Origin of the sequence: Desulfoluna butyratoxydans (assembly GCF_900699765.1) — a bacterium.
In the GTDB taxonomy this organism is placed as follows: Bacteria; Desulfobacterota; Desulfobacteria; order Desulfobacterales; family Desulfolunaceae; genus Desulfoluna; species Desulfoluna butyratoxydans.
On the sequence record NZ_CAADHO010000001.1, the window covers coordinates 539,472 to 560,039 of the forward strand.

Below are 20,568 nucleotides of genomic sequence, written 5' to 3' on the forward strand. Positions count from 1 at the left end.
TCTCTTTTTTCCTGCCAAAAAAGCAAGCATGGCCCTCCTCTTGCAATAAAAAACAGTGCCATTTACGGAAGGTTACCTCCGTGAGGTTTTTGTTTTCCCATGCACCAGGCAATGCCCAACATCACACAGGAGACAAGACAAATGAAAATAACTCGTGTCCAGGCCACGGCAGTCAGCATCCCCTTTGACGCTCCTTATATCTGGTCCGTAGGGGAATACACGGGCATCACGCGCGTCATCGTGGAAGTGGAGACCGATGACGGGATCGTGGGCATCGGAGAGGCGCCGTCCTGGGAGTGCGAAGCGGACATCAACGATCACATGGCGCCCAGGCTTATGGGGGCGGACCCCTTTGACCTGGAAGCCTGCGAACTCCTCTGTGTCCCGGAGACAAAGGTTCTGGCCAACACGGACGGCAACACCCCCCTGAAATCCTTCGGGGGCATTGAGATGGCCCTCTGGGACATCCGCGGCAAGGCCTGGGACATGCCCCTGTACAAGCTGCTCGGGGGCGCGGTCCGCAAGGAGATCCCCTTTACCGAGTACTACGCCTTCCGCCCCCAAAACGGAAACGCCGGGGGCCTGAAAACAGCCATGGAGATCGCCGACTACTGCGCCCGCATGCGTGCAGAGCACGGTTCCACCTTTTTTGAAGGCAAATGCTCCACAGGCAACCCCGCCCTGGACATCGAGGTGACCCGGGCGGTACGGGAGGCCGTGGGCGAGGACGCCATGATCCGCCTGGACGGCAACATGGCCTGGACCCTTCCCTCGGCACAACAGCTCCTGGCCGGTATCGAACCCCTCAACATAAGAAATTTCGAGGACCCGGTCCCCACCTTCTGGGAGATGGAAAAGCTGCGCAAGCACTCGGCCATCCCCTTTTCCACCCACACCCCGGACCTGGCCCTTGCCACGCGCATCGGGGTGCCGGACACCTTCGTGCTGAACCTCACGGCCCTGGGGGGCATCTCCCGGACCCTGCGGTTCATCGCGGCCTGTGAGCACATGGGCATCGGGTTCTGGTTCTACAGCGGAGACACGGGCCTTGCCACCACGGCCTACATGCACGTCACCGCCGCCGTGCGACACATCTGCGAGCCCCACCAGTCCCTCTTCCGCTTCATGACCGAAGACGTCATTGAGGAAGGGCCGTACAACGTCGTCAACAACACCGTGCCCGTCCCCGAAGGGCCGGGCCTCGGGGTGACCCTCTCCCGGGAAGCCATGGAGCGGTGCCACCGGCGGTTTGTGGAGCAAGGCCCCATGGACCAGTACCGGGACCCGGAACACACCGGCAGGTACCTTCGTGTGCCCTTGGGGTAAGGGAAAAACGGCCCAGTGCCCCGGGGCCGGGCCGTCTGTAATGACGACAAGTCAAGCCATCACTTCAAGCCAAGGATAAGGACACCGTGAACCAAAAGCTTCAAAAAATCCACGAGGCATCCATGACCATTCTCCGGGACGTGGGCGTTCGCCTCCACCACCAGCAGACCCTGGAGACCTTGAAGAAAAACGGAATCCGCGTGGAGGGAGACACCGCCTTCTTCACCGAGGAGCAGATCATGGAACGGGTTCGCCAGGCCCCGTCCAGCTTCACCCTCCATGCCCGAAACCCGGAACATGACGTCACCGTCGGGGCCGGCACCACAGCCTACATCGGCGGATACGGCAGCCCGGCCATCATCGAAGCCGACGGGTCAAGGCGCAACGCCACCTTCGCAGACTACCTCCGGTTCATCAAGCTGGTGCACCAGACCCCTGAGTTTCGCATCAACGGGGGGATTCTTGCCCAGCCCTCGGACATCGCCCCGGACCAGTTCCAGCTCCTCATGACCTACGCGGCCATGCGCTTTTCCGACAAGTGCATCATGTCCCAGCCCGGCTCCGCCCAGGAGGTGGAGGCCGTCATGGAGATGGCCGCCATCCTCTTCGGAGGCCCGGACGCCCTGCGGGAAAAACCGCGCCTCATCGCCCTCATCAACACCCTGAGCCCCCTTCAGATGGACACCCACACCCTGGAGACCCTGTGGGCTTATGCCACCCACCGCCAGCCCGTCATCATCGGAGCCGGGGTCATGTGCGGCACGACCGCCCCGGTGACCCTTGCAGGAAGCCTGGCCCAGGGCAACGCAGAGACCCTGGCCGGTGTGGCCATCGCCCAGATCATCCAGCCCGGCACCCCGGTGGTCATGGCCATTAACACCACCCCGGTGGACATGCGCACCGCAGGGGTCAACATCGGCTCACCGGACCACGCCCTGGCCGTCACCTACTGCGCGGGTTTGTCCCGCATGTACGGCATCCCCTGCCGCTGCGGCGGCACCAACACCGACGCCAACGGCCCCACGGCCCAAAGCGGGGCCGAAGCCATGATGTCCATGTTCGTCTCGGTGCAGGAGCAGGTCAGCCTGGTCATCCACAGCGCCGGTATCCTTGACGGGTGGGCGGCCATGTCCTTTGAGAAATTCATCGCCGATGTGGACATCATCCGCCGGGTCGAACGGTTCTTTGCCGACACGCCGGTGGATGACGACGCCCTGGCCGTAGACGCCGTGCGGGCGGCAGGCCCGGGGGGGCAATACCTCACCTCGCCCCACACCATGAAGAACTGCCGCAAGGCCTCCTGGATCTCCGACATAGCCGTGAGCGGCCCGCTGCCCGAAGGCACCACGGCCTTTGAGGCATCCATCGGGAAAGTCCACCAGACCATGGAGTCCCTGGTGGGGACCTACAAAGAACCGACCCTGGCCCCTTACACACAGGAGGCCCTGGAGAATTACCTGAAGGAAAAAGGAGTGGACCTGACCGTTTTGAACCACCTGACCTGACCGGAAACCATCGACCCTTTTTGATGATGTATGCGTCTGTTTCCCGGCCGGCCCTCGGCCCATGCAGCCCCAGGGCCTGTCGGGAATGCCTGCCACCGCCTGTGCCCCTGGCCCCTATACGGTCACGGCCCACACGGCGGCAACTGAGAGTAAGGAGGAGTGAGATGAGCAGCATGAGTCAACGTGAAAGCACCACCACCCCGCCCACCCCAACTCCAGCCGAGCCTTCCGCGGCCTGGTTCCTTCGCATGGACCGGTTCGTTGTGGGCATGTCCATGGCAGCCATCGTGGGGTTCATGGCCTGGACCCTCCTGGCACCGGAAGCCATGAGCAAAGCCATGAAGGCCTTTTTCAACTTCGCAACCCACCAGTTCGGCTGGCTCTACCTGATCACCGGCATCTTTTTCTGCATCTTCGCCCTCTGGCTGGCCTTTGGTCCCTTCGGCCACGTCAAGCTGGGAAAAGACAATGAAAAGCCCCGGTTCTCCTTCTTCTCCTGGTTCAGCATGATCTTTGCCTGCGGCTACGGCATCGGTGTGGTCTACTGGGTGGCGGCCGAGCCCCTGAGTTTCTACTCCTCGCCCCCCTTCGGCATCGCCCCCTTGAGCCAGCAGGCCGGAGAGATCGCCCTGGCCTACACCTATTTCCACTGGGGCTGGACTCCCTGGGCCATGTACCTCGCCATTTCGGCGCCCATCGGCTACCTGATGTTTCGACGGGAGGAAGCGCCCCGGTTCTCCACCATGCTGCGCCCCCTCATCGGCTCCCTTGCCGACGGCCGCTTTGGCAAGACCCTGGATGCCTTCCTCGTGCTGGGGACCATCTTCGGCATCGCAACCTCGGCCGGTTTCGGCATCATGCAGCTTGCCTCGGGCCTCAACCACTTCTTCGGGCTGACGGTCAACACCGTGCTTTACCTGCTCATCGCCGGTATCTGGCTCGTCCTCTACACGGCAAGCTCCATCTCGGGCATCGACAAGGGGATCAAAATCCTCAGCAACATCAACATCCCCCTGGCCATTGCCCTCATGGCCATGGTGCTGGTCCTCGGTCCCACGCTTTTCATCTGCGACCTGGGCTTCAACTCCCTGGGCATCTACATCAACAACTTCTTCAAGTTCAGCTTCCACACCGACCCCATCGCCGCAGGCGGGTTTCCCCAGGGGTGGACCATTTTCTACTGGGCCTGGTGGATCGCCTGTGCCCCGGCCACCGGCATGTTCATCGCCTCCATCTCCAGGGGCCGCACCATCAAAGAGGTGGTTCTTGTCCACATGGCCGTGGCCCCTTTTGCCACCTGGATGTGGTTCGCCACCTTCGGCTCCACCGCCCTGCACCAGCAGATCAGGCAAGGCATCGACCTGGTGGGCCAGATGAAATCAGGCTCCGGCGATATCATCTTTGCGGTGCTGAACAACCTGCCCTTCGGCAACCTCATGGGCGTCATGTTCCTCTTTCTCGTCCTCTTCTTCCTGGCCACCACCGTGGACTCCTTTGCCTATGTCTGCGCCCAGATCTCCACGCGGAAAAGCCAGGGTCCGGAAGTGCCCCCCAAACCCATCCGTGCCCTGTGGGCCATCTCCATCGGTGTCATCAGCGTCACCCTGGTGCTCTTCGGGGAAGGGATCTCCGGGTTGCAGCTCTCCTCCATCGCCGCCTCCCTGCTGATTATCTTTGTGATGATCGCCATCTGCTTTGCCATGGTCAAGCTGCTCAAAAAACATGAAGTGCCCCGCTAACCGAACCTTTCCGGGCGGCCCTGCCGCCCGGTTTATCATGGAGACCACACCGTGAAAGAGATCATCACAACACCCCGCGCCCCCGAAGCCGTGGGCCCGTATGCCCAGGCCGTTCGCCACGGCAACACCCTCTACCTCTCCGGCCAGCTCGCCATGAACCCCGACACAGGCCTTTTTGAGCGGGAAAGCGTGGCCCGGCAGACCCGGCGCTGCATGGAGAACATCAAAGCCGTCCTGGAGGCGGCCGGGAGTTCCATGGCAAACCTCCTCTCCTGCACCGTCTTTCTCTCCTCCATGGACCACTTCGATGCCTTCAACGACGTCTATGCCTCTTACTTCCCGGACCATCCTCCGGCCCGGATCACCGTGGCTTCTGCCGGAATTTTCGACGGCCTGGATGTTGAAATCGCAGCCGTGGCAGCCCTGGATTAAGGGCCATGCCAAGAATAAATGACACTTGACGGAATCATCCCATAAGTCCTCAGCATGGTTTTTTGATCGTTGCATCGACACATAACGAATTTGAGGCGGCGTATCGTTAAGTATTATTATTTTAGGGCATCGCCCTAACCACCCAATCAACGGAGACCTTAATTTGATGTGTGACATGACAGCCCTGACCCAAACCCTCATCACCGGAGACGGCGACGCCCTCGTTGCCCAGGTCAACCAGGCCCTGGCCCAGGGCACCGCCCCCAACGATATCCTCTCTTCCGGGCTCATCGCAGGCATGGACATCGTGGGCGAACGCATGGAGACCGGGGAGATGTTCATCCCCGAAGTCCTCATGTCCGCCCAGGCCATGGGCGAGGCCGTGGAGATCTTAAAACCCCTGCTCTCCGAAGAGGATGCCACCTCGGCGGGACGTGTGCTCATCGGCACGGTGAAGGGAGACCTCCACGACATCGGGAAAAACCTCGTGGTGATGATGATGGAGAGCGCAGGCTTTGAAGTAACCGACCTGGGCGTGGACGTGGAGGCCGACGCCTTCATCGCAGCCATCAATGAACTCAAACCCCATATCGTGGGGCTCTCCGCCCTTTTGACAACCACCATGCCGGCCATGCGGGACACCGTGAACAAAATCGCCGAGGCCGGCAAAAACGAGGGCCTGAAGATCATGGTGGGCGGGGCACCGGTGAACCAGGCCTTTGCCGATGAGATCGGCGCCCACGCCTACGCCTCCGATGCCGGGTCCGCCTGCAAGCTGGCCAAGGCCATGCTCAGGTAAACCTGCCGATGCGGGTGTTCATTTTTCACGGGAATTCATCAATGTAAGGAGAGACCATGTTTACCGTCATCGGAGAACGCATCAACACCACCCTGAAAAAGGTCAAGGCGGCCGTCACCGAACGGGACGCCAACTACATCGAAGAAGACGTCAAGCGGCAGGAAGCCTGCGGGGCCACCTACATCGACGTCAACGCCGGGGCCCGCATCGGCCATGAAGAAGAGGACATGAAGTGGCTCCTCTCCGTCATCCAGGGGGCCACCAAGCTCCCCCTGTGCCTGGACAGCCCGGACCCGGCCATCCTGGAGATGGCCTACGGCCTGGTGGAGCAGACGCCCCTCATCAACTCCATCAGCCTGGAGAAAGACCGGTTCGACCCCATGATGCAGTACCTGAAGGGCAAAGAGTGCCGCATCATCGCCCTGTGCATGGACGACTCGGGCATGCCCAAAAGCGTGGACGATATCTTCCACCGGGCCAAAACCCTGGTGTCCGAACTCGAAGGCATCGGCTTTGCACGGGACGACATCTTCATCGATCCCCTCATCCAGCCCATGAGCGTGGCCCCAGAAAACGGGAACATGGCCATGGACGCCGTGGAAAAAATCATGACCGAACTCCAAGGGGTCCACACCACCGGCGGCCTCTCCAACATCTCCTACGGCCTGCCCCAGCGCAAGGTGGTCAACCGCATCTTCCTGGCCATGATGATGGCCAAAGGCTTTGATTCGGCCATCATGGATCCCCTGGACAAAGAGATCATGGCCGTGCTGAAAACCGCCGACATGCTCAAGGGCGCAGACAACTTCTGCATGAACTACCTGAAAGCCGTGCGCGCCGGCGACATCGTCGCCTGATCCGCCCCTGCCCGGCAGGGGTATTCCCCCGACACTGCCGGTGCCGGATCCCGCGCGCGACCCGAAGGGCCCATGTCACGGCATGCGGCCCTTCCACGTTTCGGCCTTGCCCTCGGCGCGTTGAGTGTGCTATTTTTTTTAAAAAAAATGATCACGGGTGCCCACAATGGCGTAGGCCCCCATAATCGGCAATGTAGCCCGCTTGAACGTCCTTATGGATGGACCGTTCGCGCGGGCTTTTTTTGTGCACAAAAAAACCCGATGTCCCTAACGGGTCACCAGGTTGTGGAGTTTTGTAACATCATGGGAAACACGGGACGCATCCTTACCATCGATGCACGCATCACGCCGGAAGAGGTCCTTGCCCTGGCCGCTTCGGCATGGTCCGACCAACCGGAGGCCCCGGCCGTCGCCGCAAAAATCGTGGGGGAGATGAACCGCATCATCCGCCCCGAGGCCCTGTTCCAGTGGTTTGATTTAGAAAAGGTCCTGGACGGAGAGATCATGATCTCGGAACCGGTCTCCGGCACCTCGGCCCGCCTCACCACCGGCGGATTCTCTCCGTACTTTCACCGGGCCACCCGTTTCCTGGCCGCCCTGTACACCCTGGGCCCCAAGGTGGACACCCTGCTTCACCGCCTTACGACAAAGGACCGGGAAATGGAGGCCCACTTCGTGAACATGGGGTCCCTGGCCGCCCTCACCCGCACCGCCTCAGTCCTCACCCGGCTGGCCGAAAACCGCGCGAAACAGGAAGGGGTCGGTGTCAGCCCCCCTTTGAGCCCCGGCTCCATCGAAGGGTGGGAACTCCACAGCCAGCGTGAGCTGTGCGCCCTCTTTCCCATGGACGCCATCGGCATCACCCAGGGGGACGACGCCATCCTCTCCCCCATGAACACCCTGTCGGTGGTCATCGCCATCGGCCCGGGGTTCACGGATGCAAAGGCCGGATCTCCCTGCCGCCTCTGCCGCATGGGGGGAAGCTGCACCCTCACCTGCAGCAACCACAAAGCCACCCTCACCCAGAGGGAGGCCGTTTAAGCAGCATCACGGGGTCCGGCCCACAAGAACCAGACCGGCCAGGGCCCCCATCTCTCCGTCTGAGGCACAGCTCTCCGAGGTCACCTTGTTCACCGGCCAGCCCGCCAGCTCGCACAGAGCGGTAAAATCCAGGCCGAGTCCCGACATGGAGGGCTTGGAAAGCCCCTCGTGACGGCAGAGCCCCCCTTTGAGCCTCAGGCACTCGTCAAACCCGCTGCAAAAAAGCGTTTTGCACCCGCCCGTGGCCACACCCATGGTCACCACACACCCCGCCCGTCCGGCAAACCGCTCCAGAATCGCTGCGGTCTCGTGGATCTTACGGGAGACCGGCAACCGCTCATCGGTCATCAGCACAGACACCGGCAGATCGTACTTGAACACCACCGCCTTTTCATACCAGGCAAGGGAGAGCTGAAACTCCCGCGCCGACGGCCCGTGGGGCGGACAATGCCCGGAGGTGCCGTAACTGGGGCACTGGGGTTCACGGCAGTACCGTACAAGCTCCGGGTTCACCGTCAGCGCCGACGCGTCCACCACCTCAGCGCCCGAGGCGCCGAACTCCAAGGCAATGGCCACCATCTGCTCTGTTATTTCCTGAAGACTCATGGGTCGGGTATTGGTCATCTGGCCTCTCTGCATCCTGATTGGGTTTGGGTGTCCCCCATGTATATCACAGGTGGAAACCCGGGTGCAGTCAAAATGCACCGTTGTTCGGATACTGCAGGGCCATGATTCAAGCGGGTAAAACAAGCCTGTTATGATTAAAGTCGAATGAACCACAGGACCAAGAAATCTCAGCAAAAAGCAAAAACGATGCCTCCGGCGGCGAGGTGTGCCACCTCGAAAACAAGTTGCGAATGCACTTTTCCCTTCGTTCCTCAGGGAAAATCTCATTCGCTATTGATTCAGATTAAACGGAGTCTGTTTTAAAACGCTGTTTATTCAGACTTTTAAACGTTAGCCTTCGACAGGGCCGCCGGAGGCATCTTTAACCGGGCTGCCTCCGGCGGCCAGTTGGGGTACCTGGAAACCCTGTTGCGAATGCTTTCCCTCCTCGGGGTGAAAGCATGTGGGACAGGCTCATCTCTTGTGGAGGGTCTGCCGGGCCTGCCGGTACTCCTCGGCCGTCAGTTCCCCCCGGGCAAACCGGCTGTCCAGAATGGAGGCGGCCTCGCCTCCCACGGCAGAGGACGGACTGGCCCCCTGGCAGGTGACGCGCTTAAACGCCCAGAGGACAAACCCGATGAGAGCCGCCCAGAAAAGAAGGTGAACAATCCATCCCCAGGCATGGGGAATTCCCATACCGGAGAAACCGAATAAGGTATCGCACTGCCACATCGTAACCTCCTTGCGGATCATACGAAACATATCATAAAAAAAAGGGCCGACACTCCCCGAACCGATCCGCTCGGTACCAATCCGGGGGTTGTGTCATGACCCTTTGGTTTGAGGCTACCAGTTGTTGTGATGACGCCCCTGGTGGGGTCCGTCACCCATGCCGTGATTCATGCCGGGCCCCATACCCATTCCTTTGTAATGAACCCCTGCGGCCACTGCTTTGGCGCGAAGCTGGTCCCTGAGGACCACGATCTCACCGGAGAGTTTACCGGCTGCTTTGGCATCGGGGTTCTCACCGGCCATCAGGGCTCGGTACTCTCCCCTCTTTACCGCAAGGCTCTGGCGAAGCTCGGCGGTATCCGTCATAAAGGCCTGACGCGCCTGGATCTGTTCATCGGTGAGGTTCTGCTGGATGCAGCCCCCGTCCCTGTATCCCTGGTGAGCTCGTCCTGCAAAGACCTGTGTGGCGGTGAACCCGGTGACGGCTACGGCGATAAGGATAAGTGCGACTTTTTTCATGATCTGACTCCTTTGTTGTTGTATTCCAAAATAAATGATTGTGTTGTTTGGTTTGAAACCTGATGCCGGTTGGAGATGCCGGCGTTTGACAAGAGGATATTCCAAGAGCCGTGCCAAGTTCGTTTTTTATTTTTCAACCCACCGAAAACACAACCCATTTAAACTGCATTCTTTTCGTAGGGCCATGGCAAGCCGTCCTCAGGGTGTGGTATAATGCCCCACTGGGCATGGACCGGGGTGGGGTGTGTCCAAAAATGCCCCACATGGCGCCGGGCACGGGGAGACGCCCCCCAAAAAAAACCGTCATCCCTCCGGGTCACCCCGGCCCGAGGCACGGAACGGATGTATTTTATTCCCGGGGTGTTGACCGCCCCCAGAGATCCGGATTCACCGGTCAGGGGTGGTCCCCGCCCCTCAGCTGTCACCTGCACATAATGGTGGCGTCAATCTTGCATAAGAATCCCCATCGGGGGAATCCGAGCCGTGCATGCGGCAAACAGACCCTCGCGAACCGATCCGCCGAAAGGCGCTTTTCACCATCACTGCAACAAAGGTGTGTATGCGGCAATGAAACTGACACTGGAACGATCATCCAACACAAACCGATCCGGAATCTGGGTCGCGGCAGGGGCCGTCCTGATCCTCATCCTGGTGGTGCTCCTTCTGGCCGTGCGCAACCATCGCCGTGAGGTGGATAACGCCCGGGGGCTCCTCCTTGCAAAGGGGGATGCCCTCATCCGGACCATTGAAGCGGGCACCCGGGCCGGGATGTTGCGAATGCGGTGGGGTCGCGGCCAGCTCCAGCACCTTCTGGAAGAGACAGGCCACCAGCCCGGCGTCCTCTTTATCGCCATCACCTCGCCGTCGGGACGGATCCTTGCCCACAGCGACCGTGATTTTCTGGGCCGGAGCCTGACGCTTCCCAAGGGAATCAAAGAGGCCAAAGGCCTGCGCATGTTTCAGCAAGAAGAGCCAGACGGAAACCTCACCTTCCTGGTCTGGCGGGAATTCAGGCCCCTGATCCCCGACAATCGGGCCGGGCACATGGGGGATCACATGGGCAGGATGCACGGAAACGACCACATGGGGACATGGAAAGACAAAAAAGACCACCGCCTCTTTCCCGAAGAGAGGGACAAGCCCCTGATCGTGCTGGCCCTGGACCGGACCCCCTATGAGGTGGTGCGAAACAGGGACCTGCGAAGCACCCTGGTGATCTCGGGCCTCCTGCTCATGCTGGGAATCGGGGGCATCGCCTCCCTGTTCTGGTTCCAGAACTACCGACTGACACGTGAGAGCCTGCGGGACACCAGCGCCATGGCAAGGGAGGTGGTCACCTCCCTTCCCGTGGGGCTCATGGTGGTGGACAGAGGCGGGGCCGTGGCCTTTATGAACCAGGCGGCCGAAGAGCTCTCCGGCCTTACGGACGACGAGGTGAGGGGCAAACCCGCCGATTTTGTGCTGCCAGGCCTCATGGAGACCGTCAGCTCCGCCCTTGACGCGGGCACACCTCTCCACGAGGAAGAGCACCTCTGCCGATTCTCCCCCCATCGGGTCCTCCCGGTGAGCATCAGCGCCTCCGCCATTGTCCACGAAGACGGCGACAGCGTGGGGCGCGTGGTGATCTTAAGGGACCTGCGGGAGGTCAAACGCCTGGAAAAGGAGCTGCGTCACAAGGAAAAGCTGGCCGCCATCGGGGACATGGCCGCGGGCGTGGCCCACGAGATCCGAAACCCCTTAAGCTCCATCAAGGGCATCGCCACCTATTTCAAGGGGCTCTTTGACGAATCCCATGACGCCAGGGAGACCGCCGAGGTCATGATCGACGAGGTGGACCGCCTCAACCGGGCCGTCACCGAACTCCTCACCATTGCCGGCCCCACCCGCCTGGTCACGGCCCGCCACGACGTGGGCGAGATTGTGCAGCGCGCCGTCCGCCTCGTGGAGGCCGAGGCCGACTCCCTGGGCGTGGACCTCACGGTGGAGGCACCGGAGGCACCGGTCATGGCCCTTCTGGACGCGGATCGCCTCACCCAGTCCCTGCTGAACCTGTTCCTCAACGCCCTTCAGGCCATGAAGGCGCAGCAGGGCGGACACCTCGCCGTCACACTGAAGGAGACCCCCGGAGCGGTCTGCCTGTCGGTGGCCGACACGGGCTGCGGTATGAATGCCGAAACCCTTGCGAGCCTCTTTGACCCCTATTTCACCACCAAAGCCGACGGAACGGGCCTGGGCCTTGCCATCGTGCACAACATCATCGAAGCCCACGGCGGCACCATTGAAGTAACCAGCCACCCGGGACAAGGCGCGCGCTTTGACATCGAGCTTCCCCAAGGAGAGTAAATGAACCGAAAAATCCGGGTCCTCATCGTTGACGACGATCGGGGCCACCGCATCACATTGAACACCCTGCTCACAAGCTGGGGCCACGAAACCGGCATGGCCGAAGACGGACAAAAAGCCGTATCCAGCATCAAAGAGGCCTCCTGGGATGCCGTGCTCATGGACGTGCGCATGGCCGAAATGGACGGCATCTCCGCCATGAAGGAGATCAAGGCCTACAACCCGGCCATCCCCATCTTGATCATGACCGCCTACTCCTCGGTGGAAACCGCGGTGAGCGCCCTCAAGTCCGGGGCTTACGACTACCTGATGAAGCCTTTGGATTTTGACCTGTTGAAGCTGACCCTGGACCGGGCCGTGGAACACGCGGGGCTGAAGGAGGAAAACCGCAAGCTCAAGGCCACCATGGGGGATTCGCCCCTGGATGAGATCATCGGCTCCAGCCCGGCCATGAAGGAGCTGGGGGAGATGCTGATGATGATCGCCCCGTCCGAGGCCACGGTCCTCATCACCGGAGAGAGCGGCACCGGCAAAGAGATGGTGGCCCGGCTCATCCACAGGAAGAGCTCCCGGAACCACAACCCCATGGTGGTGGTGAACTGCGCCGCCCTCACCGACACCCTTCTGGAGTCCGAACTCTTCGGCCACGAACGGGGCGCCTTTACCGGGGCGGACCGACGGCGCGAGGGTCTTTTCATGCAGGCCGACGGCGGCACCCTCTTTCTGGACGAGATCGGGGAGACCTCGGCCGCCATGCAGGCCAAGCTCCTTAGGGTGATCCAGGAGCGGGAGTTCCAGAGGGTGGGGGGAGAGGCCGTCATCTCCGTGGACGTGCGCATCATCGCCGCCACCCACCGGGACCTGGCCGAGGAGGTCAAGGAAGGGCGCTTTCGGGAAGACCTCTTCTACCGGCTCAACGTGGTCTCCCTTGCCATCCCCCCTCTGCGAAAACGCCACGGGGACATCCCCCTGCTCGTCCAGCACTTTGCCGACACCTACGCTGAAAAAAACCGGAAAACAGTCAAAGGAATCACCCCTGAAGCCATGGACCGCCTTGTCCGCCACCCCTGGCCAGGCAACGTCCGCGAGCTGGAAAACACCATGGAACGGGCCGTGATCCTCATGTGCGGCGAATTTATCTCCGAACGTGAACTCCCCATGACCCTCACCGCAGGGAACCACCCCTCACCCCACAACGACATCCCCCCCTCCATGGCCGGACGCCCCCTGGCCGAGCTGGAAAAAGAGGCCATCGTCGCCACCCTCCGGGAGACCGGAGGCAACAAAAGCGAAACCGCAAGGCGCCTGGGCATCAACCGCAAAACCCTTCACCTTAAAATCAAAGCCTACGGCCTGGAGAAAGGGTGAGTCCGATAAAAGCCTGGAGATTAAAAGGGATAAATTAAGGGAGATAAAAGGCCTCCGGCGGCAAGGTGGGGGCACCTTGAAACCCTGTGGCGAATGCATGGGGGCAGCCGTTACATGTACATTATCGGGGCATTCGCGTGACGGGTGAAATACCTCAACCGCCTCTGCAGGAGAGACCTGTTTCATGTTCTTTGGTTCCCAGGCGCTGCCCTGGCAATGGTGCCCGAAGGCCGGAAGCATTCGGGCACCTGGGGTAAAGAGGAACAGCCCCTTGCCGCCTGAGGCCGTGCGGTTAAATCAACACTGGGCAAGTGGTGACAACGTATCCTGTAACGTCGAAGCTTGTGAGCCAGCCCGCACAAGCCATCAGCGTTTATATCGGGCGCAGCCCGAGCCGAAGGCCCTTGCGCTTTGCCCTGAGGAACGAAGGGCAAAGCGCAAGGGCTATCAGCTTTCGAGGTGGCTCCACCTCGCCGCCGGTGGCATGCTTTTTCCGGCGACTTTAACCATAGAAGGTATGCACGCCATGATTAGGTTCCGAACACGTACCGTCCCGGGGCGGGGCAGCCTTCTCCTGTGCCTGTAAACCGGCCCATGGGCGGGGGAGTCCCCTTTTTCCCGGACCCTGCCAGGAGCCACCGCTGCCAGTCGATCCACCAGGAGCCTTCCTTCACCGGGGTGTCGTGGTACCAGTGGCCCGGGGGCATGTAGCGATCTCCTTCCCTGATGGTGGCGATGCGGTATCTGCGCCCGGGGTGTCCGGGTTCGCTGACGATGCCTGCGTTGTGGCCGCCCCGGGTGAGGACAAAGGTGACGGAGCGGGCGTCCGAGGAGAGGTGGAATTTATAGACCGAGGTCCAGGGAGCCACGTGGTCCTGTTCCGTGGCCACGAGGAAGACCGGTTCGTGGATATCGCTGATCACCACCGGGCGTCCCTTGACCCGAAAGCGCCCCTCGGAAAAGTCGTTGTTCAGGAACAGGTCCCGAAGGTAGCGGCAGTGCATGCGGCTCGGCATGCGGGTGGCGTCGGCGTTCCAGGTCATCAAATCGTTTAAGGGCTCGCGCCTGCCCATGAGGTAGCGGGTCACCCAGGTACCCCAGATGAGGTCGTAGGCCCTGAGCATCTGAAAGGCCGCGGCCATCTGCCCGGTGTCCAGGTAGCCCTGGAACCGGATGATATCCTCAAGGAAGCTGAGCTGGGCGTGGCCGATAAAGAGCATCAGCTCCCCGGCCTCGCTGAAATCGGTCTGGGCGGCAAGGAGGGTAAGGCTCTTCAACCGATCATCTCCGTCCCTTGCCATGGCCGAAGCAGCCATGGCAAGGACGGTGCCCCCCAGGCAGTAGCCCGCGGCATGGAGCTTTTTGCCGGGAATCACCTCTTCGATCTTATCCACGGCCTCCATGACCCCCAGCTCGATGTAGTCCTCCAGGTCGGTCTCCCGATCCTCGTACCCCGGATTCTTCCAGGAAACCATGAACACGGTGTGGCCCTGGTCCACCAGGTATTTCACCATGGAGTTTTCCGGGGAGAGATCGAGGATGTAGTACTTCATGATCCAGGCAGGAATGATGAGCACGGGGTTGTCCACCACCTCCCCGGTGGTGGGCCGATACTGGATGAGCTCCATGAGGCGGTTGCGGTAAATGACCTCTCCGGGGGTGACGGCCAGATCCCTGCCCACGGAAAGCGCGGGTTCATCCCGGGGTACGGGCCAGCCCAAAAGGCGCATCATGTCCTCCGTCCAGAAAAGCCCCCCACGGGCAAGGTTTGCCCCACCCTCTTCCGCGGTGAGGCGCATGAGCTCCGGGTTGGTCCACAGGTGATTGCAGGGAGAATAAAAGGCCAGCATTTCCCGGCCGAGAAAGGAGATAAACGCCTTGTGCCTCGGCTTCATGCCCGGCACGTCCGTGGCATAGGCCTCCCACCACCGGCAGCCCTTTTCATAGATCACGCGCATGGAGAGGTAGGGTTCCGACTCCCAGGCAGGATCGTCGCACCGGCAGCGCGATCGGTCCCGATCCGAAAGCTCCGTGGCATCGGCCGGGGGACGTGATCTTTCATCTAAGGCCTCGGCGGCCAGTTCCCAGAACCTGAGCCACAGTGTGGCCTGGGTCCCCGGCGAATTGGCCAGGTGAAGGAGCCAGTCGCTGAAGGCCAGCCCTGTGGCCACCGGTGAAAAGTTCATGGTCCAGCGCCCCTGGATGGCATGCCAGAGGCTGTCCAGCTCATGGAAGGGCCGGGATTCGACTCTCTCTTGCGTCATCGGGTCACCCCCTGGTGTCGGTTGAGGCAGGGGCCTTGTGGTCAGCGGCGAGGCCGCGTCCACAGGCACCGAGATGGTCCATGGATCTTGTCTATACGAAAGGGAGGTTGTATTGAATCAATCGATTTGAGGAAGAGGGGCGCTTGTGGTAGCAGAATCTCTCACCCTTTATAGTACTATGACGCATACGGAAAAACCATCACTGAAACGCCAAAGGAGGCGACCCGTGAAACGTGGCATCTTTATCCTTGCGGCCCTTCTGGCCTGGACCCTCTCTCCGCTGACAACCGACGTCCAGGCAGACAACTGGAATGCTTTTGCCCCCTTGAAAGGAGAACTTGCCATCTCCGGCGGCACAGCCCACATCCCCGTCATGAAAACCCTGTCCACCGAGATCATGAAGGCCGCCCCGGCCGTGCGGATCTCCATTGCGGGGGGCGGTTCCGGCCTCGGCATCAAGCAGGTGGGCGAAGGCATCGTTACCATCGGCAACTCGGGCAGGTCCCCGAAACCCAACGAGATCAAAAAATACGGCCTGATCCTCCATCGATGGGCCGTGGACGGCGTGGCCGTGGCCGTGCACCCGGACAACCCGGTCCGCGCCCTCACCAGCGATCAGCTTCGGGCCATCTACGCCGGAACCCTGGCCAACTGGAAGGAGCTGGGCGGCCCGGACCGCGCCATCAACCTCTACACCCGAGACGCCTCCAGCGGCACCCGGTCGGTCTTCTGGAAAAAGGCTTTGGGTAAGGGTGAGATCCACCCCAGGGCCAACTTCGTCAAGTCCAACGGCGCCATGAAAAGCGCCCTTTCAGGGGACCCCTACGGCATCGGCTACCTCTCCGTGGGCCACCTGGACGCCTCTGTGGCAGGCCTTGCCATTGACGGCACCGCCCCCACCCTGGCCAACGTGAAATCCGGCGCATACCCCATTGCCCGGGGTCTTTACAGCAACACCAAAGGGGAAGCAACGGGCCTTGCCAAGGCGTTCATCGACGCCCTCTACTCCCCCCGAGGCCAGGAGATCATTGCCGCCAAAGGCTTTATTCCGGTGAAGGGGTAATGACACCACGCCGGAGAGCCCACGAGCTCATTGGTGAAAAGGCGGCCTCCGGGGCCGCCTTCATCACCATGGGCCTGACCCTTGCCATCTTCGGGTTCATGGGCTGGCTGGCACTCCCCCTTCTGAAAACCGAGGCCCTGTCCACCCTGCTGGCCCCGATATGGCAGCCGGACCAGGGCCGCTTCGGCATCCTTCCCATGGTGGGCGGCACCCTGGCCGTTGCCCTTCCCGCAACGCTCCTGGCCTTTCCCATGAGCCTTGGGTTTGCCTGCTTTGCCACCCACCTGGCCCCGGTTCGCCTCCGCAGGGTCCTCAAGGCCCTGGCCGGTTTCATGACCGGCATCCCCACGGTGGTCTACGGTTTTTCCGCCGTCTTTCTCCTGGTGCCCCTGGTCCGGCAGCTGGGGGAGCGGGGCTCCGGCTTTTCGGTGGTGGCCGCCGTCCTTGTGCTGGCCCTGCTCATCAGCCCCACCATGATCCTCATCCTCATCACCGCCTTTGATGCCGTGCCCCGGGTGTGGCTCCGCAGCTTTGCGGCCATGGGCGCCACCCCGGAAGAGACCGTGTGGACCCTCCTTCTGCCCCAGGCCTCCCGGGCCATGGCAGGGGCCCTGCTTCTGGGCCTGGGCCGTGCCGCCGGGGACACCCTCATCGCCCTGATGCTGGCGGGCAACGCCGTGCTAGCCCCCACCGACCCCCTGGGACCGGCCCGTACCCTCACCAGCCACATCGCCCTGGTCATGGCCGCGGACTTCGACAGCCCGGAGTTCCGCTCGGTCTTTGCCTGCGGCCTGTTGCTCTATCTTCTGGTCTTTGTCCTCACCCTGCTGGTGAGGCGACTCTCCCGGGGGCCGGAAGCATGAGCCGTCTCAAACGGGCCCTTTTATACGGATTCGCCCTCATGGCCACCCTGGCCCTTCTCGGCGGAGCAGGCTGCTTTCTGGGATACATCGTCCTCAAGGGGCTTCCTGCCCTGAAGGTGTCCCTCATCTTCGGAGACGTGCCCCCCTGGGAGGCCCTCACCCTTGCCACCCGCGTCTTTGACGGGCTCTTCCCGGCCATCTGCGGCACCCTCTGCCTGGTGCTCCTGGCCGTGGCCCTGGCCCTTCCGGCAGGGGTCCTCACCGGCATCTGGCTCTGCCACTTCGGCACCCCAAGGGCAAAAGCGGCCCTTTCACTGTGCATCGACACCCTGGCCGGGGTCCCCTCCATCGTGGTGGGGCTCTTCGGGTTCTCCTTTGCCGTCCTTCTCCACAAAATCAGCAACGGCCGCCTCGGCCCCGGGTTGTGCGTGGCCGCCCTCAGCCTTGCGGTGCTGGTCCTTCCGGGCATCGTGCGAAACACCCAGCTGGCCCTGGCAGCCATCGGCCCGGACACCCGACGGGCCGTCGAGGCCATGGGGGCCACCCAAGTCCAGGCCATCTACAGGGTCTACCTGCCCATGGCCGCTCCGGGTATCTTCCGGGGAGCCATCCTGGCCCTGGGACGATGTGCCGAAGACACCGCCGCCATCATGCTCACCGGGGTGGTGGCCTCGGCCGGGGTGCCCTACGCCCTCTTCGGGCGGTTCGAGGCCCTCTCCTTTACCGTTTTTACCATCGCCTCGGAGTATTCAGGCCCTGAAGAGCTTGCCAGGGGCTACGGCGCCGCCCTCATCCTCCTGCTGCTCTGTGCCGGGCTTTTCGGCCTCTCCGCAGGGATCGCCAAGCGCCTTGGCACCGAACCCTCCAACACCTAAGAAAGCCGCAGACGCCCCATGAAACTAACCATCCGCGACCTCTCCTTTTACTATGGATCCCACACCATCCTGGACAACGTCTCCATGGAGGTCCCCGAGGGCTCTTTAACGGCCGTCACCGGCCCCTCCGGGGAAGGGAAATCCACCCTGCTTTCCATTGTCAACCGCCTCTGGTCCGCCGATGAAGGCGCCCGGGCCGAAGGCTCGGCAAAGGCCAGGTTTGCCCACGGGGAGGTGGACCTGCTGAGCCCTGGCCTTAACCTGCCCAGCCTGAGGCGCAAAGCGGCCATGGTCTTCCAGGCCCCGACGCCCCTTCCCTTTACCATCTTCAAAAATGCCTCCCTGCCCCTCTCCTTTGCGGGGATCAAAAACAAAGACGAGGTCCGCAGGCTGGTGGAACGCGCACTGACCCGCGCAGGGCTCTGGGAAGAGGTCAAGGACAGGCTCCACACCCCGGCCACACACCTCTCCGGAGGCCAGCAGCAGCGCCTTGCCCTGGCACGCGCCCTGGTCACCGAACCGGAGATCCTCCTTCTGGATGAGCCCACCTCCGCCCTGGACCCACAAAGCCGGGACCACATCGAGGCCCAGCTCCTGGCCCTGAAAGGACACTGCACCATCCTGCTGGTGTCCCACTCCGAGGCCCAGGTCGCCCGCCTGGCCGATCGGGTCTATCGGCTCACCGGGGGGCAGCTGGCGCTCTGCACGGAATCCCGGGCAACCCCATGACCCGCCGTACCGGCATGGGTCGGCCACTTTTACCAGGGCAGGCGCATTTGGATCTTGCCTCCGGCGGCCCTGCCGGGGGCTAAGCTTTTAGAAAAGTTTAACAAACAGGTCATAAAAAAATAATTACATCGGCTACCTGCTTTCAAGGTGGCACACCTTGCCGCCGGAGGCTGGTTTTTAGTCCTGAATAATTACGTTTTTGCAGAGTTTTTTATCAAAAAAGCGAACCGCCTGAGGCCACTGAATTTATAAATGCGTTGGCCCGCCATTTTTGCAGATCCGCCTTGAAAATGCCTCACCGACTGCTATAATGACACAAATGCTTTATCGCACTGATTCCACGGCAGATAAATGCCAACGCCCGTCGCATCCCGCCCCTTACCCCAAGGGCGTGACCGCCCTCTTGCCGGGATCCGGGCTTCTCTTTCATCACCAAAAGAAGGAATCGCCAGATGTTAGCAGTGGGTCTGCAGGGAAGCCCTAGAAAAGGGGGCAACAACAACCATACCCTGGGTCTCTTCCTCAACCGTCTGAAACATCGTGGCTTTCAGACCGAGACCCTTCCCATTCCTCAACTGAAATTCGCATTCTGCATTGGCTGCGGATCGTGTGAAAAAAGCGGCTGGTGTATCTTTGAAGACGACTACGCGCTGAAAATCGCCCCCCTGCTTCGCCGGGCCGAGGTGATCGTCATGGCCTCACCGGTCTACTTTTACGGGCCGTCCGGCCAGTTGAAGTCGGCCATGGACAGGGGCCAGATGTTCTGGTCACGCAAATACAGGCTCAAGCTGAGTGACCCCGGCAAAAAGAGACGCCGGGGCTATATCCTCTCTTCGGCCGCCACCCACGGGGACGATCTCTTCACTGCCTTTGTCCTCAACTCCCGCTACTTTTTTGATGCCATCGACGCCACCTACGCCGGGGCCCTCACCTTTCGCGGGGCCGAAGGCAAAGGGGCCCTTGCCGAACGCTCCGACACCGAAAAAAGGGTCTACGCAGCCGCCGACCTCGCCGCAGGGCCCCTGTTCCCCCCGAAACACCATCTTCTTTTTGTGTGCAAGGACGGGGCCGTCAAAAGCCGCATTGCCTGGGCCGTTGCCATGTCCCTTTCGCCATCCACCACCTGGGTGAGCCATGCAGGCACTGAGCCTGCGCCCCAGCTCAAGGCCAGGTGCGATGCCTGGATGGAACGCAGGAAAACGGATATCCGGTACATCCCGGTTTTTGCCCTCCAGGAAACCCTGGACACCTTTTCACCAAGTTTGATAGTGGATATGGACGGCTCCCTCAACAACAACCCGACGATAACCGCCGACATCACCTGGGACCTGCCTTCGGCCCCCCCGGAAAACGACGACGAGGCCATGGCCCTCATCCGCCAGGTGGAAACCCGGGTCCGCAAACTCCTGCCGACCCTTTAAGCCCGCAACCACGGGTGTCTCACACGGGAAATGAGACAATTCGATCCATTCGGGAGGCCCTGATACAGAAGGATCCATCCCGGCAA

General features: G+C 61.5%; 18 protein-coding genes. 14 read left to right on the forward strand and 4 right to left on the reverse strand.

The features are described 5' to 3' along the window. The first annotated feature begins 141 nt into the window (after positions 1-141). The 7 genes from MSL71_RS02380 to MSL71_RS02410 all read left to right on the forward strand — a co-directional run bounded on the left by MSL71_RS02380 (position 142) and on the right by MSL71_RS02410 (position 7,699). Positions 142-1,326 (forward strand): mandelate racemase/muconate lactonizing enzyme family protein, encoded by a 1,185-nt coding sequence (locus MSL71_RS02380; RefSeq protein WP_180137066.1) that lies wholly within the window; start codon positions 142-144, stop codon positions 1,324-1,326. A gap of 86 nt (positions 1,327-1,412) precedes the next feature. After that, positions 1,413-2,831, forward strand: coding sequence for a trimethylamine methyltransferase family protein (locus tag MSL71_RS02385; RefSeq protein WP_180137067.1), 1,419 nt, complete (start codon positions 1,413-1,415; stop codon positions 2,829-2,831). A gap of 173 nt (positions 2,832-3,004) precedes the next feature. Beyond that, positions 3,005-4,570 (forward strand): BCCT family transporter, encoded by a 1,566-nt coding sequence (locus tag MSL71_RS02390; protein ID WP_180137068.1) that lies wholly within the window; start codon positions 3,005-3,007, stop codon positions 4,568-4,570. Positions 4,571-4,621: 51 nt separating this feature from the next. Then, positions 4,622-5,002 (forward strand): RidA family protein, encoded by a 381-nt coding sequence (locus tag MSL71_RS02395; protein ID WP_180137069.1) that lies wholly within the window; start codon positions 4,622-4,624, stop codon positions 5,000-5,002. A 166-nt stretch (positions 5,003-5,168) separates the two neighbouring features. After that, positions 5,169-5,801 (forward strand): cobalamin B12-binding domain-containing protein, encoded by a 633-nt coding sequence (locus MSL71_RS02400; RefSeq protein WP_180137070.1) that lies wholly within the window; start codon positions 5,169-5,171, stop codon positions 5,799-5,801. 56 nt (positions 5,802-5,857) lie between these two features. Further along, positions 5,858-6,658, forward strand: coding sequence for a dihydropteroate synthase (locus tag MSL71_RS02405; protein WP_180137071.1), 801 nt, complete (start codon positions 5,858-5,860; stop codon positions 6,656-6,658). A gap of 303 nt (positions 6,659-6,961) precedes the next feature. Further along, positions 6,962-7,699, forward strand: a complete 738-nt coding sequence (locus tag MSL71_RS02410) for a hypothetical protein (RefSeq protein WP_180137072.1) — start codon at positions 6,962-6,964, stop codon at positions 7,697-7,699. Positions 7,700-7,705: 6 nt separating this feature from the next. Here MSL71_RS02410 and MSL71_RS02415 read toward each other — a convergent pair whose 3' ends face one another. The 3 genes from MSL71_RS02415 to MSL71_RS02425 all read right to left on the reverse strand — a co-directional run bounded on the left by MSL71_RS02415 (position 7,706) and on the right by MSL71_RS02425 (position 9,556). Continuing rightward, entirely contained in the window at positions 7,706-8,323 is a 618-nt protein-coding gene (locus MSL71_RS02415; protein WP_180137073.1) for a DUF2284 domain-containing protein, read from the reverse strand. A 456-nt stretch (positions 8,324-8,779) separates the two neighbouring features. Continuing rightward, complete coding sequence (locus MSL71_RS02420; protein WP_180137074.1) at positions 8,780-9,037, reverse strand: SHOCT domain-containing protein; 258 nt, start codon at positions 9,035-9,037, stop codon at positions 8,780-8,782. Positions 9,038-9,151: 114 nt separating this feature from the next. Continuing rightward, positions 9,152-9,556 carry a hypothetical protein gene (locus tag MSL71_RS02425; protein ID WP_180137075.1) on the reverse strand — a complete coding sequence of 135 codons (405 nt, stop codon included), beginning with the start codon at positions 9,554-9,556 and terminating at the stop codon, positions 9,152-9,154. A 567-nt stretch (positions 9,557-10,123) separates the two neighbouring features. On the opposite strand from MSL71_RS02425, the gene MSL71_RS02430 reads away from it, so the two are divergent. Together MSL71_RS02430 and MSL71_RS02435 are read left to right on the forward strand one after the other, a co-directional pair. Next, positions 10,124-11,899: an ATP-binding protein gene (locus tag MSL71_RS02430; protein WP_180137076.1), complete on the forward strand. Its 1,776-nt coding sequence runs from the start codon at positions 10,124-10,126 to the stop codon at positions 11,897-11,899. Continuing rightward, the gene (locus MSL71_RS02435; protein WP_180137077.1) at positions 11,900-13,267 is read left to right on the forward strand and encodes a sigma 54-interacting transcriptional regulator; all 1,368 of its coding nucleotides are present in this window, start codon (positions 11,900-11,902) and stop codon (positions 13,265-13,267) included. Between the two features lie 530 nt (positions 13,268-13,797). Here the strand turns inward: MSL71_RS02435 and MSL71_RS02440 are convergent. Then, on the reverse strand, positions 13,798-15,531 hold the full coding sequence (locus MSL71_RS02440; protein WP_180137078.1) for a PHA/PHB synthase family protein: 1,734 nt from the start codon (positions 15,529-15,531) through the stop codon (positions 13,798-13,800). Positions 15,532-15,757: 226 nt separating this feature from the next. On the opposite strand from MSL71_RS02440, the gene MSL71_RS02445 reads away from it, so the two are divergent. From MSL71_RS02445 to MSL71_RS02465, 5 genes are all read left to right on the forward strand, one after another. Next, complete coding sequence (locus tag MSL71_RS02445; RefSeq protein WP_246317694.1) at positions 15,758-16,594, forward strand: phosphate ABC transporter substrate-binding protein; 837 nt, start codon at positions 15,758-15,760, stop codon at positions 16,592-16,594. Continuing rightward, positions 16,594-17,457 carry a PstC family ABC transporter permease gene (locus MSL71_RS02450; RefSeq protein WP_180137079.1) on the forward strand — a complete coding sequence of 288 codons (864 nt, stop codon included), beginning with the start codon at positions 16,594-16,596 and terminating at the stop codon, positions 17,455-17,457. The genes MSL71_RS02445 and MSL71_RS02450 overlap by 1 nt, the downstream gene beginning before the upstream one ends. After that, entirely contained in the window at positions 17,454-18,332 is an 879-nt protein-coding gene (locus MSL71_RS02455; RefSeq protein ID WP_180137080.1) for a PstA family ABC transporter permease, read from the forward strand. Before MSL71_RS02450 ends, MSL71_RS02455 begins: the two co-directional genes overlap by 4 nt. An 18-nt stretch (positions 18,333-18,350) precedes the next feature. Beyond that, on the forward strand, positions 18,351-19,061 hold the full coding sequence (locus tag MSL71_RS02460) for a phosphate ABC transporter ATP-binding protein (protein WP_180137081.1): 711 nt from the start codon (positions 18,351-18,353) through the stop codon (positions 19,059-19,061). A gap of 452 nt (positions 19,062-19,513) precedes the next feature. Further along, positions 19,514-20,482, forward strand: coding sequence for a flavodoxin family protein (locus MSL71_RS02465; RefSeq protein WP_180137082.1), 969 nt, complete (start codon positions 19,514-19,516; stop codon positions 20,480-20,482). The last annotated feature ends 86 nt before the right edge of the window (positions 20,483-20,568 follow it).